Raw genomic sequence first — 14,927 nt, forward strand, 5'->3', positions numbered from 1 at the left:
ACCGTTCTGCTTATGGCACATCGCCAAAAGCCTTCAGTCACGCCGGGACTTTTCGTTCGCGGGCGCTGCTTCTAACGTCGAAAACCACACACAAAAACGCCCGGCCAAAAGACCGGGCGTTTGTCTTGGGCAGTCTTACTTATCGTCAGCTTTGCCCAGAACATTAGCGGTTTCGCCGCTTGTTCCTTCAACTTCTTCTTTCATGCGCTTGAGGCCCAGGTGACGTACGTCGGTGCCGCGCACCAGGTAAATCACCAGTTCCGAGATATTGCGCGCATGGTCGCCGATCCGTTCCAGCGAACGCAGCACCCAGATAATGCTCAAGACCCGCGAAATAGAGCGAGGGTCTTCCATCATGTAGGTCGCCAGTTCACGCAGGGCGGTCTTGTATTCGCGATCGATGATCTTGTCGTATTGCGCCACCGACAATGCCAGGTCGGCGTCGAAGCGGGCAAATGCGTCCAGTGCGTCACGCACCATGTTGCGCACCTGGTCGCCGATGTGACGAACTTCGACGTAACCGCGCGGCGCTTCGCCTTCTTCGCACAACTGGATGGCGCGGCGGGCGATTTTGGTCGCTTCGTCACCGATGCGCTCAAGGTCGATCACCGACTTGGAGATGCTGATGATCAGACGCAAGTCAGACGCCGCCGGCTGGCGACGGGCCAGAATGCGCAGGCACTCTTCGTCGATGTTGCGTTCCATCTGGTTGATCTGGTCGTCGATCTCGCGAACCTGCTGGGCCAGACCGGAGTCGGCTTCGATCAGCGCGGTCACCGCGTCGTTGACCTGCTTTTCCACCAGCCCGCCCATGGCCAGGAGGTGGCTGCGTACTTCCTCCAGCTCGGCGTTGAACTGCGCGGAAATGTGGTGGGTAAGGCCTTCTTTACTAATCATGCGATTGCTCCGCAAAAGCTGTAAGCCGCAAGCTACAAGCTGCAAGCCAATTTGTGTCGTTACGCTGAACCGCTTTAACTTGCCGCTTGAAGCTTGCGGCTTACAGCTGTACGGCTAGCCGTACCGCCCCGTGATGTAGTCTTCGGTCTGCTTCTTCGCCGGATTGGTGAACAGGGTGTCGGTGTCGCCGAATTCCACCAGTTTGCCCATGTACATGAACGCCGTGTAGTCGGAAACCCGCGCGGCCTGTTGCATGTTGTGGGTCACGATAACGATGGTGAATTTCGATTTCAGTTCGTAGATCAGCTCTTCGACTTTCAGCGTCGAGATCGGGTCGAGTGCCGAGCACGGTTCGTCGAGCAGCAGCACTTCCGGCTCCACGGCGATGGTGCGCGCGATCACCAGACGTTGCTGCTGACCACCGGACAGGCCGAGTGCCGATTCATGCAGACGGTCTTTGACTTCGTCCCACAGCGCCGCGCCTTTCAACGCCCACTCGACGGCTTCGTCGAGAATGCGCTTCTTGTTGATGCCCTGGATGCGCAGGCCGTACACCACGTTTTCGTAGATGGTTTTCGGGAACGGGTTCGGCTTCTGGAACACCATACCCACGCGACGACGCAGCTCGGCCACGTCTTCGCCCTTACGGTAGATGTTGTTGCCGTAGAGGTTGATCGCGCCTTCGACACGGCAGCCATCAACCAGATCGTTCATGCGGTTGAAGGTGCGCAGCAGCGTGGACTTGCCGCAGCCGGACGGGCCGATGAAGGCGGTCACGCGTTGTTTCGGGATGTTCATGCTGACGTCGTACAGCGCTTGTTTGTCGCCGTAGAACAAGCTCAGGCCCGGCACTTCAATGGCCACGGTTTCCTGCTCAAGGCTCAGGCTCTGTTTGTCGCGACCCAATGCCGACATGTTGATGCCGTGGGTATGTGTTTCGTGCTGCATGGGTCTCACTCCGTTCGTAGCTGCAAGCTTCTGGCTGCAAGCTGCAAGTTTTGAGCAAAAGCGGCTTGTAGCTTGCCGCTTGTGGCTAATGGCTTTAGCTATCCAACGCTTTGTATTTCTCGCGCAGGTGGTTTCGGATGTAGACGGCCGACAGGTTCAACGTGGCGATCACCAGCACCAGCAGCAGCGCCGTGGCGTACACCAGTGGACGCGCGGCTTCGACGTTCGGGCTCTGGAAGCCGACGTCATAAATGTGGAAGCCCAGGTGCATGATCTTCTGATCCAGGTGCAGGTACGGGTAGTTGCCATCCAGCGGCAGCGACGGTGCCAGTTTCACTACACCGACGAGCATCAACGGCGCCACTTCACCGGCGGCGCGGGYCACGGCGAGGATCATGCCGGTCATCATCGCCGGGCTGGCCATCGGCAGAACGATCTTCCACAAGGTTTCCGCCTTGGTAGCGCCGAGGGCCAACGAGCCTTCACGCACGGTGCGAGGAATCCGCGCCAGACCTTCTTCCGTGGCCACGATCACCACCGGCACCGCCAGCAACGCCAGGGTCAGGGAAGCCCAGAGCAGACCCGGCGTACCGAAGGTCGGTGCCGGCAATGCTTCAGGGAAGAACAAGCGGTCAACCGAGCCGCCCAGTACATAGACGAAGAAGCCCAGGCCGAACACGCCGTAAACAATGGCCGGTACGCCTGCCAGGTTGTTCACCGCGATGCGGATAATCCGGGTCAGCGCGTTCTGCTTGGCGTATTCACGCAGGTAAACCGCCGCCAGCACGCCGAACGGCGTCACGATCATCGCCATGATCAGCGTCATCATCACGGTGCCGAAAATCGCCGGGAAGATCCCGCCTTCGGTGTTCGCTTCACGCGGGTCGTCGCTGAGGAACTCCCAGACCTTGCTGAAGTAGAAGCCGATCTTGGTCATCGTGCCCATGGCGTTCGGCTGGTAGGCATGAACCACTTTGCCGATGCTGATTTCGACTTCTTTGCCGTTCGCATCGCGGGCCGTGAGGCTGTCGCGGTTGAACTGGGCGTGCAGGTCATTCAGACGGACTTCGATGTCTTGATAACGTGCATTGAGCTCGGCGCGCTCGGCATCCATGTCCGCTTGCGCGGCGGCGTCGAGCTTGCCCGCCAGTTCCAGTTTGCGACCGTGCAGACGAATGCGTTCCAGACCCGCGTTGATCGCGCCAATGTCAGTCTTTTCCAGAGACTTGAGCTGTGCCGCGAGCTTGTTTACACGATCAACACGCGCCTGCAGTTCCGGCCATGCCGCTTCGCCTTCAGCGATGACTTTGCCGTCCTGTTTGACGTTGACCAGGTAACCGTAGAAGTTGCCCCATTCGCGACGCTCGACGGTCATCAGCTCAGGCGGCGTCTTTTGGTTGGTCAGCCACTCGCCGACGATCCAGGTGAAGTCATTGCCGTTCAAGTCACGGTTGCCGACCTTGATCAGCTCACGCGTCATGAACTCCGGGCCCTGATCGGGCACCGGCAGACCAGCGCTTTTCAGGCGCTCACGCGGCACTTCTTCCTTCTGTACCACTTCGCCGATGACCAGGTGATTGGCCTGGCCCGGCACGTCGTAGCTGGCGTGAATCAAATCCGCCGGCCAGAAGTGACCCAGACCGCGCACGGCAATCACCGCCAGCAGGCCAATGGTCATGATGACCGCGATGGACACCGCGCCACCGCTGACCCAGACGCCGGGGGCGCCGCTCTTGAACCATCCTTTCAGGGAGTTCTGTTTCACAGACTTCTACCTTTCTTAAAGCGACGAGTATTTCTTGCGCAGACGCTGACGAATCAGTTCTGCGAGGGTGTTCATGACGAAGGTGAACAACAGCAGCACCAGCGCCGAGAGGAACAGCACGCGGTAGTGGCTGCCGCCGACTTCCGACTCGGGCATTTCCACCGCGACGTTGGCAGCCAATGTGCGCAGGCCCTCGAACAGGTTCATTTCCATGACCGGGGTGTTACCGGTGGCCATCAACACGATCATGGTTTCACCGACCGCACGGCCCATGCCGATCATCAGCGCCGAGAAAATGCCCGGGCTGGCGGTGAGGATCACCACCCGCGTCATGGTCTGCCACGGCGTGGCACCAAGGGCCAGGGAACCGAGGGTCAAACCGCGAGGCACGCTGAACACGGCGTCTTCGGCGATGGAGTAGATGTTCGGGATAACCGCGAAGCCCATGGCCAAGCCAACCACCAGTGCGTTGCGCTGGTCGTAGGTGATGCCCAGGTCGTGGGAGATCCACATGCGCATGTCGCCGCCGAAGAACCAGGTTTCCATGTACGGGCTCATGTACAGCGACAGCCAGCCTACGAACAGAATCACGGGGATCAGGATCGCGCTTTCCCAGCCGTCCGGCACTTTCAGACGGATCGACTCTGGCAGGCGACTGAAAACGAAGCCGGCCACCAGAATGCCGATCGGCAGGAGCATCAGCAGACTGAAGATGCCTGGCAAATGCCCTTCCACATACGGCGCAAGGAACAGGCCGGCGAAGAAGCCGAGGATCACCGTCGGCATCGCTTCCATCAGCTCGATCACCGGCTTCACTTTGCGGCGCAAGCTCGGGGCCATAAAGTACGCGGTGTAGATCGCCGCAGCGACGGCAAGCGGCGCAGCCAACAGCATGGCGTAGAACGCGGCCTTCAAGGTACCGAAGGTCAGCGGGGACAAGCTCATCTTCGGTTCGAAGTCAGTGTTGGCGGCGGTCGATTGCCAGACGTATTTAGGTTCGTCGTAGTTCTCGTACCAGACCTTGCTCCACAACGCGCTCCACGACACTTCCGGGTGCGGGTTGTCCAGCAGCAGCGGCTGAAGCTTGCCGCCCGCTTCGACGATGATGCGGTTGGCCCGTGGCGACATGCCGAAAATGCCCTGGCCTTCGACAACCTGATCCACCAGCAAGGTGCGGTGAGCGGTACTGTGGAACACGCCGAGCATGCCGGCCGCGTCGAGGGCGACGAAGCCTTTGCGACGCTCTTCAGCGCTGATTTCAATAATCGGCGTGGTGCCCATCTGGAAGGTACGAATCTGCTTCAGCCGCTGCTCGCCATCGGGGTCGCGCGCCATGAACCACTGGGCCAGACCACCTTTGGAGTCGCCGAGGATCAGCGAGATACCGCCCACCAACTGGGTGCTGGCARTGATCTCGGCATCGCCGTTTTCGAGCAGTTTGTAGCGACCATTGAGGCTCTTGTCTCGCAGGCTGAACACATCGGCCTGGGCACGACCGTTAATCACGTAGAGCCACTGCTGACGCGGGTCAACGAAGATGTTCTTCACCGGCTCGGTCATCTGCGGCAGGTCTATACGCTTCTGCTCGTTGGTAACTTCGCCAGTCATCATGTTTTCTTCGCTGGTCAGCGACAAAACATTGAGTTGCGCCCCCGTGGCGCCAACCAGCATCAGTGTCGAATCGTTGGCGTTGAGGCTGACATGCTCCAGCGCACCGCCCGCCTCGTTCAGCACGATCGGGGTTTCGCCATACGGGTATTCGATAGCCGGCGAGATGGTTTTCTTGCCGTCCGGGTAGGTGACTTTATAGGTGTGACGGAACACCAGGGCCTGTCCATTGGACAGCCCCACCGCGACCAATGGATGGCCCGGTTGGTCTTCGCCGATGGAGGTCACATGAGTGCCGGCCGGAACAGGCAGGTCGACGCGCTTGAGTTCAGCGCCACTGTCGATATCAAAGAACAGCGCCTGGCCCTTGTCGGAAACCCGCATGGCGACCTGGTTCTGTTCTTCGAGGGAGATCAATAACGGCTTGCCGGCGTCTTGCATCCAGGCAGGCGTGATGGCGTCTTTGGCGGTCAGGTCGGCGCCCTGGAACAGGGGCGCGACGACATAGCCCAGGAAGAAGAAGATCAACGTGATCGCGCCGAGAACGGCGAGGCCGCCCACGAGGACGTACCAGCGAGTCAGGCGATCTTTGAGCGCGCGAATGCGGCGCTTGCGTTGCAGCTCAGGCGTATTGAAATCAATTCGCTTGGGGGGATTCTTAGTCATGGTGGAATTGGCCAGATCATTCATGCGCACACCCTAGCGATCCTGTATGACAGAAAGATGACAATGCAGTGACGCAACAAATCCGCCGCCAGCGGGGACTGGCAGCAGACCGGAAATTTTGGGGTTGTAGSAGCTGTCGAGGGAACCGAGGCTGCGATCTTTTGATCTTGCGGTTAGAGGCCAGATCAAAAGATCGCAGCCTCGTTTCACTCGACAGCTGCTACAGAGTCCGGGTTTACCCCGGACTCAGGGTTTTACTTTTTTGCGACTTCAGGGCCGCCTTCCTGCAGACCCAGGTCAGCCAGTGCTTTGGCAGCAACTTTGGCCGGCAGTGGGATGTAACCGTCTTTCACCACAACTTCCTGGCCCTGTTTGGACAGGATCAGTTTCACGAACTCGGCTTCCAGCGGGGCCAGAGGCTTGTTCGGCGCTTTGTTGACGTAAACGTAGAGGAAACGCGACAGCGGGTATTTGCCGTTCAGTGCGTTTTCTTCGGTGTCTTCGATGAAGTCACTGCTGCCTTTCTTGGCCAGGGCCACCGTCTTCACGCTAGCGGTTTTGTAGCCGATGCCCGAGTAACCGATGCCGTTCAGCGAGGAGCTGATCGACTGCACGACCGAAGCCGAACCAGGTTGTTCGTTGACGTTTGGCTTGTAGTCGCCTTTGCACAGGGCTTCTTCCTTGAAGTAGCCGTAGGTGCCGGATACCGAATTACGACCGAACAGTTGCACTGGCTTGTTGGCCAGGTCGCCGGTCACACCCAGGTCACCCCAGGTTTTGACGTCGGTTTTAGCGCCGCACAGACGAGTGGACGAGAAGATCGCGTCGACTTGTTCCATGGTCAGGTGCTGGATCGGGTTGTCTTTGTGTACGAACACCGCCAGGGCGTCCACGGCAACCGGGATAGCGGTTGGCTTGTAGCCGTACTTCTGCTCGAAGGCAGCCAGTTCGGTGTCCTTCATCTTGCGGCTCATCGGGCCCAGGTTAGAGGTGCCTTCAGTCAGCGCAGGTGGCGCAGTGGCGGAGCCAGCGGCCTGAATCTGGATGTTTACGTTCGGGTATTCTTTTTTGTAGTTCTCAGCCCAGAGGGTCATGAGGTTGGCCAGGGTATCGGAGCCGACGCTGGACAGGTTGCCCGACACACCAGTGGTCTTGGTGTAGCTCGGGATAGCAGGGTCAACAGCGGCGAACGCGTTGGCAGTCGCAACGCCAGCAGCGACAAAAGTCATTGCCGCCATCAAACGCTTCAGTTTCATGCCTTACTCCTAGCAGATAGGGTGTGTTAAGTCGGGGCCAAGTATCAGCAGGCCGTGTGAACACTCTATGGCTGAAATATGACAATTGGATGAAAGGCCAGTAGTCGAGTGCCGGATACATTCAGCCTCGCAGCGCAGGTTGACAAATCTTAACCAGAAGATAGCCTTGTCAACCACGAGAGGAACCCATGATTAACGACCGAATCCGCCGCGCTCGCCTACTGCGGGGCATGTCTCTAGAGGCTTTAGCGCTCAAACTTGGCGATATCACCAAGCAAGGCCTCAGCAAATACGAGAAAGGGGCAAGCACTCCCAATTCCGCACGCCTGTTACAAATGGCAAAAGTATTGGAGGTCAGTCCTGAGTACTTTTTCCGGGCGGAGGCTGTGGCGCTTGCACCTTTAGAGTTTCGCAAACTGGCGAAAATGCCGAAATACCGCCAGATTCAAGTCGAAGAACAGATTCGCGAGCACCTCGAGCGTTACATCGCCCTGGAGGATTGCTTCGACCCGGCGGACATCCAGACTCCGGCCACCCCAGCGCAAATGCTACCGGTTTCCTCTATAGAGGAAGCTGAACGTGCGGCCGAGCAACTGCGTGAATTGTGGAAGATCGGCAGTGATCCCATCTCCAACCTTACCGAGCAACTGGAAGAGCACAGCATCAAGGTAGCGATGCTCATGGGTCCAGATGACTTTGATGGGGCCTGCGCCGCTACTGGTGACGGTCGTCATGTCTTGATCGCACTGAACTCGGCGCGCCCAGGCGAACGCATACGGTTCACCGCTGCCCATGAACTGGGTCATTGGGTCATGCAGTTACCCGAAGAGATGCCCGAAAGAGAAAAGGAAAACTGCTGCCATCGTTTTGCGGGGGCTTTCCTCTATCCCGCCAAAGGTGTCACCAGTGACTTTGGCAATCACCCTCGCTCCAGGGTCCACCCACGGGAACTGCTCATCGCCAAGCGCCAATACGGAATTTCGATGCACGCAGCACTGCGGCGCCTAAAGGATTTAAATCTTCTCAGCGACGGCGGTTACAAATCCCTCACCATACAATTCAGCTCCAATGGCTGGCGCAAGGCCGAGCCCGAGCCCATGCCGTGCAAACCGCCACAACGTTTTGAGTCGTTGGTGTTTTGGGGATTGGCTGAAGGATTGATCACCAAATCCCGTGCAGCTGAACTTCTACGCAAACCTGTGAGCGCTTTAGATCCCAATTTCCTGGGCTCACTGGAGAGTGCATGAGTCTGATCTACATCAGCGATACGAATATCTGGATCGATTTCAGGAATGCCGGACTGCTGGAACAGATGTTCAGACTGCCTTTCACTCTTTGCTGCACAGATTTCGTACTGCACGAACTCGAAGATTTCCCGCATGGCGAATTGCTTGCCCACGGGTTAATTGTCGAGTCATTCGAAGGTCCGGAAGTGGCACGGCTGTTCAGTCTCAAAGTCGCACATAACAACAGCTCTCTGGCAGACGTTTCGTGCTATCTAATTGCTCAACAAACAGGCCGACCGTTATTAACGGGGGACGGCAAACTCAGACGGCAGGCACACAAGGATGGGCTACAGGTACACAAGGATGGGCTACAGGTACACGGCGCACTATGGCTGCTGGACCTGATGGTTGACCATCAGGTTGTTGGATTGCAGCAGGCTGCGGATGCTTTAGAGGACATGCTCCTGCGCGGAGCACGATTACCGTCAGGCGAGTGTGAGGCAAGGCTTTCGCGCTGGCGAAAGCCTTGATAGAAACAGTTAGCGCCCCTTCTTCCAAAGATACCCACCCACCAAAATCCCGACCCCGCAAATAATCGCCACATAATAGGCAGGCCCCATCGGGCTCTCCTTCAGCAGCAGCGTCACCACCATCGGCGTCAAGCCACCGAAAATCGCATAGGCCAGGTTGTAGGAGAACGACAGCCCGCTAAAGCGCACCACTGCCGGGAAGGCTTTGACCATGACATACGGCACCGCGCCGATAGTGCCCACCAGTAAACCGGTCAAGGCATACATCGGAAACAGCCAGTCCGGGTGATTGAACAGGCTGTGATAAAAGGTCCAGGAACTCAGCAGCAACGCGGCACTGCCAAACACAAACACTCGACCCGCACCAAAACGGTCAGCCAACGCGCCGGACGCTACGCACCCAAGGCTCAGGAACACAATCGCCACGCTATTGGCCTGCAACGCCGTGGTCGGCGCGAAGTGGTACACAGTCTGCAACACGGTCGGGGTCATCAGGATGACCACGATGATGCCGGCGGACAGCAGCCAGGTCAGCAGCATGGAAATCAGGATCGCGCCGCGATGGTCACGCAGTACAGCGCGCAGCGGTACTTCTTCGGCCAGGGCTTTGCGCAGTTGCAGTTCGGCGAACACCGGGGTTTCGTGCAGCCAGCGGCGCAGGTAGACCGAGAACAGGCCGAACACGCCGCCCAGCAGGAACGGGATCCGCCAGGCGTAATCGGACACTTCCACCGGGGTATAAATGCTGTTGATCGCCGTGGCCACTAAGGAGCCCAGCAGAATGCCTGCTGTCAAGCCACTGGTCAGGGTGCCGCAGGCGTAGCCGATATACCGTTGCGGAACGTGTTCGGATACGAAGACCCACGCACCCGGCACTTCACCGCCAATCGCCGCGCCCTGAATCACCCGCATCAGCAGCAACAGAATCGGTGCCCACATGCCGATCTGGGCGTAAGTAGGCAGTAAACCCATGATCAAGGTGGGTACCGCCATCATGAAAATGCTCAGGGTGAACATCTTCTTGCGCCCCAACAGGTCACCGAAGTGCGCCATGACAATGCCGCCCAACGGCCGCGCCAGGTAGCCGGCGGCGAAAATGCCGAAGGTCTGCATGAGGCGCAGCCACTCGGGCATATCCGCTGGAAAGAACAGTTTGCCCACCACCGTGGCAAAGAACACAAAGATGATGAAGTCGTAGAACTCCAGCGCACCGCCCAAGGCAGACAGCGATAAAGTCTTGTAATCGCTGCGGGTCAAGGGACGTGCGGGCTGGTTCGGCTGCGCGATGCTCGAAGGCGCTGTGGTCATGGCAAGGGCTTCTCTTATAGTCGGATCTGCAACCCCAACAACGCTGGCGGAGGCTTGGGCAGGTCCGGCACGATAGCAAATTGTTCGAAAAAGCACATAGAGGTGCGTTTTTGACGGTCAAAATGAGAACCGGACGGTCGTCTCGGAGTCTACCGACCGATATACTGGCGATCTTGCAACAGTTTGAAAGGATTGCTGTGCGAAGACGCTGCTGGCTCTACCAGTCGATTTCGCAGAGTTTCCCTTTAGGCGCCTTACGAGAAACGTGACGAACGTAGTATGTTCGGGCTGAATCGTTTTTCTTGAAAGCGGCTATTCACCTGAAGTACCAATGAAGAGTCACGGGTCAGAGGCACCCCCGGCATGATAGAGCTCGAACAAGAAGATCCAATCCCGCAAGGCGACCTGGCCCTGCAAATCACCGCGCTCCCGCGCGAAACCAACGGCTTTGGCGATATTTTCGGCGGCTGGCTGGTGGCGCAGATGGATTTGGCCGGCACCGCCATGGCCAGCAAAGTCGCTGGCGGGCGCGTTGCCACCGTTGCGATCGACCGTATGGCGTTCCTGGTTCCAGTGGCGGTGGGCGCACAGCTCTCCTTTTATACCCAGGCGCTGGAAATCGGCCGCAGCTCGATCAAGATGATGGTTGAGGTCTGGAGCGACGATCCGCTGTCCAGCGAGTGGCGCAAAGTGACTGAAGCCGTGTTTGTGTTCGTTGCCATCGACGGCAGCGGCCGCACTCGTTCGGTTCCGCCACGCGCGCGCTAAACGCTGCGGCGGTTTTGCGGTCCATTGCAGTCATTGTTCCCGATCGAGAGTTGTCCCATGAACACGCCCAACGTTGAAGCCGTGAAACTGGATGAACTGAACTGCTGGCGCATCCGCCACGGTCAGGCCGAATTGCTGGTCGCCCAGCAAGGCGCGCACATCCTCAGTTATCAATTGGCCGCCCAACCGCCGCTGATCTGGCTCAACGATGAGGCGGTGTTCAAGGCCGGCAAGAGCATCCGGGCGGGCGTGCCGGTGTGCTGGCCGTGGTTCGGCAACCTGGCACGCAATCCGCAGAGCGTTCAGGCGATGCGTGTCAGCAACGAGGCGCCAAGCGCACACGGTTTTGTCCGGGCCATGGATTGGGAATTGGGCGGCATCGAAGCCGAGGGCGAAAGCCTGAAGGTGGAATTTGTCCTGCCCTACCCCGTAGGTGGTTTTCCGGGCTGGCCGCATCAGGTGGATTTGAAGCTGAGCATTCGTCTGGATGAGCAACTGCATATCAGCCTGACCAGCCATAACCAGGGCACTGACACCGTCACCCTCAGTCAGGCGCTGCACAGCTATTTCGCAGTCAGCGATGTGCGCAATGTGCACGTTGAAGGGCTGGATGGCTTGAGCTACATCGAGACGCTGGATGACTGGAAAACCGTCACTCAGACCGGTGATCTGCAGTTTACCGGCGAGACCGATCGCATCTACCTCAATACGCCGGCGACGCTGAGCATTGTCGACCCGGCGTGGGAGCGACGCATCGAACTGACCAGCATTGGCTCGCGCACGGCGGTGATCTGGAACCCGTGGATCGAGCGTGCGGCGGCGTTCAGCGACATGGCTGACGATGGCTGGCAGCGGATGCTGTGCATCGAGACGGCGAACGTGATGGGTGATGTGGTGACATTGGCGCCGGGTGCCAGTCATACCCTCGGCGTCAGCATCGCCAGTAAACCTCTCTGAGCAACACCCCAAAACACCTGTGGGAGCGAGCCTGCTCGCGATGGCGGTGTAACAGTCAACATAGATGTTGAATGTTAGGGCCGCATCGCGAGCAGGTCGAATCGTCGCACCGTCGCTCCCACATTTTGATATTTGTCAGGCTTACTGACGCGTTACAGATCTGACTCTTCTACTACCCGCACTTTCGCGGCATCCAGCGCATACGCCGCATCGGCCAGGTCATTGTTGACCGTCTCAATCTTCAGCGTGCCGGTCACCCACAGCGGCGTGTAGATATCATCCAGCTTCAACCCTTTCGGATAGCGCACCAGCACCAACTGATTCGGTGGCGGTGGCGGCACGTGGATGCAGGCGCCCGGATAAGGCACGAGGAAGAACAGCGTGCTGCGGCCCTTGGCGTCGGACTCCAGCGGAACCGGATAACCACCGATGCGGATGTTCTTGTCGTTCATCGACGGCACGGTTTTGGTCGAGTACATCACCGCCGGCAAACCCTTGCTCTGCTTCATGCCACCCTTGGCGGTAAACGTGCCATCGCTTTCGGGCGTGTTGTGGTCGATTTCGGGCATGGCTTCGAGGGCTTTCTGGTCCGACTTGGGCATCAGTTCGAGCCAGTCGGTTTCCGGCAGTTCGCCGGCGTGGGCCAAACCACTGCCCAGGAAAAGGAGAGTCAACAAAAGACGGCGCATTGAGGTGCTCGGTAAAGGAAGGGCGATAAGTCGCCGAGCATTCTAGCCCTCCCTGCGTGCGGCGCAGAGGGGGCTTTGTCGCTTTGGATCAGTTCTTTTTGATCAGGCCGTAGATCACCAGCAACACTACGGCGCCTACCAGCGCACCGATGAAGCCTGCGCCTTGGCCAGCCTGGTAGATGCCCAGAGCCTGGCCGCCGTAAGTGGCCGCCAGCGAACCGCCGATACCGAGCAGGATGGTCATGATCCAGCCCATGCTGTCATCGCCCGGTTTCAGGAACCGAGCCAGCAAGCCGACAATCAAGCCGATAAAGATGGTTCCGATAATTCCCATGGCATTTCCCTCTGATTGAATGGCAATGCTCAAAGCCTAGTCAGACTTGCGCATCCTGCCATCAGAGAACGGCGGCACCTGAATGGTTCCGCCGCTGCCACATGAAACTATTCGGCGATGAGCGMTTCGACCTTGAGGATCTGCTGCTCCAGCGTGGCCTTGTCGGCGCAGCGCAGGTTGGCGTGACCGACCTTGCGACCGGCCTTGAACGCCTTGCCGTAGTGGTGCACATGGCAATCGGCAATCGCGATCACCTTCTCAACCGGCGGGACAACGCCGATGAAGTTGAGCATCGCGCTTTCGCCGACCTTGGCCGTCGAACCCAATGGCAAACCGGCAACGGCCCGCAGGTGGTTTTCGAACTGGCTGCACTCGGCACCTTCGGTGGTCCAGTGCCCGGAGTTGTGTACGCGCGGGGCGATTTCGTTGGCCTTGAGGCCACCGTCGACTTCAAAGAATTCGAACGCCATGACGCCGACATAATTCAGTTGCTTGAGCACGCGGCTGGAATAGTCTTCAGCCAAGGCTTGCAGCGGGTGATCGGTGCTGGCCACGGACAGTTTGAGGATGCCGCTGTCGTGGGTGTTGTGAACCAGCGGGTAGAACTTCGTTTCACCATCGCGAGCGCGCACGGCGATCAACGACACCTCACCGGTGAATGGCACGAAGCCTTCCAGCAGGCAGGCAACGCTGCCCAATTCGGCGAAAGTGCCGACCACGTCTTCAGGTTTGCGCAGGACTTTCTGGCCCTTGCCGTCGTAACCCAGGGTGCGGGTTTTCAGCACGGCCGGCAGACCGATGGAGGCGACCGCGGCGTCCAGATCGGCTTGCGACTGAATGTCGGCGAACGCCGGGGTCGGAATCCCCAGGTCCTTGAACATGCTCTTCTCGAACCAGCGATCACGAGCGATGCGCAGGGCTTCGGCGCTCGGATAGACCGGGACGAATTGCGACAGAAACGCCACGGTTTCTGCCGGGACGCTTTCGAACTCGAAGGTCACCAGATCGACTTCATCGGCCAGTTGACGCAGGTGGTCCTGATCGCCGTAATCGGCTCGCAGGTGTTCGCCCAACGCGGCTGCGCAAGCATCCGGCGCGGGGTCCAGGAAAGCGAAACTCATACCCAGCGGGGTGCCCGCCAGCGCCAACATGCGACCCAACTGGCCGCCACCGATTACACCGATCTTCATCGTCAACAACCTCAGGCGATGCGTGGGTCTGGATTGTCCAGCACGCTGTCTGTCTGCTCAGCACGGAAGGTTTTCAGCACTTCGTGGAACTGCGGGTGCTTGGCGCCCAGGATGCTCGCCGACAGCAGCGCGGCGTTGATCGCGCCAGCCTTGCCGATGGCCAGAGTTGCAACCGGGATACCCGCTGGCATCTGCACGATGGACAGCAGCGAATCCACGCCGGAGAGCATCGCCGACTGCACCGGCACGCCCAGCACCGGCAGGTGTGTCTTGGCCGCACACATGCCAGGCAAGTGGGCCGCGCCACCGGCACCGGCGATAATCACCTCGATGCCTCGGGCCTCAGCCTCTTCGGCATACTGGAACAGCAGGTCCGGGGTGCGGTGGGCAGAGACCACTTTCACCTCGTAAGGGATGCCGAGCTTTTCCAGCATATCGGCGGTGTGGCTAAGGGTGGACCAATCGGACTTGGAGCCCATGATCACGCCAACCAGTGCACTCATCGTCGTGCCTCTTCTCTCTGGGCGCCCGCAGGCGCGTCAAAAAACAACAAGCCACGCAGGATGCGTGGCTTGATTGTACGAATTATGGCCGGGCGAACCGGCCGAAGGCCGCGCAGTATACCGTAATGACACAGATAAACAGCCCCCGTTTCGACCATCTGTCATACGGCGCAAAGTCCCGGTTTTATTGACTTGCGAGTCAGCCAAATACACCACAAATCCCGTGTGGGAGCGAGCCTGCTCGCGATGGCGTCCAGACAGTCACTATTGATGGTGAATGTT

General features: G+C 58.8%; 14 protein-coding genes. 4 read left to right on the forward strand and 10 right to left on the reverse strand.

Annotated features, from left to right (window positions below; all coding sequences use genetic code 11):
• Positions 1-135: 135 nt before the first annotated feature.
• The 5 genes from phoU to AC1DSG_RS09775 form a co-directional block, all read right to left on the reverse strand.
• The gene (gene phoU, locus AC1DSG_RS09755) at positions 136-897 is read right to left on the reverse strand and encodes a phosphate signaling complex protein PhoU (protein ID WP_477790698.1); all 762 of its coding nucleotides are present in this window, start codon (positions 895-897) and stop codon (positions 136-138) included.
• A gap of 114 nt (positions 898-1,011) precedes the next feature.
• Positions 1,012-1,845 (reverse strand): phosphate ABC transporter ATP-binding protein PstB, encoded by an 834-nt coding sequence (gene pstB, locus AC1DSG_RS09760; RefSeq protein ID WP_007942698.1) that lies wholly within the window; start codon positions 1,843-1,845, stop codon positions 1,012-1,014.
• A 94-nt stretch (positions 1,846-1,939) separates the two neighbouring features.
• Entirely contained in the window at positions 1,940-3,610 is a 1,671-nt protein-coding gene (pstA, locus tag AC1DSG_RS09765) for a phosphate ABC transporter permease PstA (RefSeq protein WP_477790699.1), read from the reverse strand.
• A gap of 15 nt (positions 3,611-3,625) precedes the next feature.
• A complete protein-coding gene (locus AC1DSG_RS09770; RefSeq protein ID WP_477790700.1) occupies positions 3,626-5,908 on the reverse strand; it encodes an ABC transporter permease subunit in 2,283 nt (760 codons plus the stop codon).
• Between the two features lie 230 nt (positions 5,909-6,138).
• Positions 6,139-7,140, reverse strand: a complete 1,002-nt coding sequence (locus tag AC1DSG_RS09775) for a phosphate ABC transporter substrate-binding protein PstS (protein WP_477790701.1) — start codon at positions 7,138-7,140, stop codon at positions 6,139-6,141.
• A gap of 188 nt (positions 7,141-7,328) precedes the next feature.
• Between AC1DSG_RS09775 and AC1DSG_RS09780 the strand changes: the two genes are divergently transcribed.
• Together AC1DSG_RS09780 and AC1DSG_RS09785 are read left to right on the forward strand one after the other, a co-directional pair.
• Complete coding sequence (locus tag AC1DSG_RS09780) at positions 7,329-8,387, forward strand: helix-turn-helix domain-containing protein (protein ID WP_477790702.1); 1,059 nt, start codon at positions 7,329-7,331, stop codon at positions 8,385-8,387.
• Positions 8,384-8,896 (forward strand): PIN domain-containing protein, encoded by a 513-nt coding sequence (locus AC1DSG_RS09785; RefSeq protein WP_477790703.1) that lies wholly within the window; start codon positions 8,384-8,386, stop codon positions 8,894-8,896. Before AC1DSG_RS09780 ends, AC1DSG_RS09785 begins: the two co-directional genes overlap by 4 nt.
• A 9-nt stretch (positions 8,897-8,905) precedes the next feature.
• Here the strand turns inward: AC1DSG_RS09785 and AC1DSG_RS09790 are convergent, their stop codons facing one another.
• Positions 8,906-10,204 (reverse strand): MFS transporter, encoded by a 1,299-nt coding sequence (locus tag AC1DSG_RS09790; protein ID WP_477790704.1) that lies wholly within the window; start codon positions 10,202-10,204, stop codon positions 8,906-8,908.
• Between the two features lie 363 nt (positions 10,205-10,567).
• Here AC1DSG_RS09790 and AC1DSG_RS09795 point away from each other — a divergent pair, with 363 nt between their 5' ends.
• Together AC1DSG_RS09795 and AC1DSG_RS09800 are read left to right on the forward strand one after the other, a co-directional pair.
• A complete protein-coding gene (locus tag AC1DSG_RS09795; RefSeq protein WP_007942704.1) occupies positions 10,568-10,972 on the forward strand; it encodes an acyl-CoA thioesterase in 405 nt (134 codons plus the stop codon).
• Positions 10,973-11,029: 57 nt separating this feature from the next.
• A complete protein-coding gene (locus tag AC1DSG_RS09800) occupies positions 11,030-11,929 on the forward strand; it encodes a D-hexose-6-phosphate mutarotase (protein WP_477790705.1) in 900 nt (299 codons plus the stop codon).
• A 152-nt stretch (positions 11,930-12,081) separates the two neighbouring features.
• Here AC1DSG_RS09800 and AC1DSG_RS09805 read toward each other — a convergent pair whose 3' ends face one another.
• The 4 genes from AC1DSG_RS09805 to purE form a co-directional block, all read right to left on the reverse strand.
• Entirely contained in the window at positions 12,082-12,618 is a 537-nt protein-coding gene (locus AC1DSG_RS09805) for a DUF3299 domain-containing protein (protein WP_477790706.1), read from the reverse strand.
• Positions 12,619-12,706: 88 nt separating this feature from the next.
• Positions 12,707-12,952: a GlsB/YeaQ/YmgE family stress response membrane protein gene (locus AC1DSG_RS09810; RefSeq protein WP_008030708.1), complete on the reverse strand. Its 246-nt coding sequence runs from the start codon at positions 12,950-12,952 to the stop codon at positions 12,707-12,709.
• Between the two features lie 107 nt (positions 12,953-13,059).
• The gene (locus AC1DSG_RS09815; RefSeq protein ID WP_477790707.1) at positions 13,060-14,142 is read right to left on the reverse strand and encodes a 5-(carboxyamino)imidazole ribonucleotide synthase; all 1,083 of its coding nucleotides are present in this window, start codon (positions 14,140-14,142) and stop codon (positions 13,060-13,062) included.
• Between the two features lie 11 nt (positions 14,143-14,153).
• Positions 14,154-14,645 carry a 5-(carboxyamino)imidazole ribonucleotide mutase gene (gene purE, locus AC1DSG_RS09820; RefSeq protein ID WP_008030713.1) on the reverse strand — a complete coding sequence of 164 codons (492 nt, stop codon included), beginning with the start codon at positions 14,643-14,645 and terminating at the stop codon, positions 14,154-14,156.
• Positions 14,646-14,927: the final 282 nt, after the last annotated feature.

This window comes from Pseudomonas sp. P5_A12, assembly GCF_056400685.1.

Excerpts from the sequence above, each read along its gene's own strand:
- AC1DSG_RS09780 (WP_477790702.1), top strand. The coding sequence starts at position 7,329 with ATGATTAACGACCGAATCCGCCGCGCTCGCCTACTGCGGGGCATGTCT.
- AC1DSG_RS09810 (WP_008030708.1), bottom strand. The coding sequence starts at position 12,952 with ATGGGAATTATCGGAACCATCTTTATCGGCTTGATTGTCGGCTTGCTG.
- AC1DSG_RS09785 (WP_477790703.1), top strand. The coding sequence starts at position 8,384 with ATGAGTCTGATCTACATCAGCGATACGAATATCTGGATCGATTTCAGG.
- AC1DSG_RS09775 (WP_477790701.1), bottom strand. The coding sequence starts at position 7,140 with ATGAAACTGAAGCGTTTGATGGCGGCAATGACTTTTGTCGCTGCTGGC.
- AC1DSG_RS09790 (WP_477790704.1), bottom strand. The coding sequence starts at position 10,204 with ATGACCACAGCGCCTTCGAGCATCGCGCAGCCGAACCAGCCCGCACGT.
- purE (WP_008030713.1), bottom strand. The coding sequence starts at position 14,645 with ATGAGTGCACTGGTTGGCGTGATCATGGGCTCCAAGTCCGATTGGTCC.
- AC1DSG_RS09805 (WP_477790706.1), bottom strand. The coding sequence starts at position 12,618 with ATGCGCCGTCTTTTGTTGACTCTCCTTTTCCTGGGCAGTGGTTTGGCC.
- pstB (WP_007942698.1), bottom strand. The coding sequence starts at position 1,845 with ATGCAGCACGAAACACATACCCACGGCATCAACATGTCGGCATTGGGT.
- phoU (WP_477790698.1), bottom strand. The coding sequence starts at position 897 with ATGATTAGTAAAGAAGGCCTTACCCACCACATTTCCGCGCAGTTCAAC.
- AC1DSG_RS09795 (WP_007942704.1), top strand. The coding sequence starts at position 10,568 with ATGATAGAGCTCGAACAAGAAGATCCAATCCCGCAAGGCGACCTGGCC.
- AC1DSG_RS09800 (WP_477790705.1), top strand. The coding sequence starts at position 11,030 with ATGAACACGCCCAACGTTGAAGCCGTGAAACTGGATGAACTGAACTGC.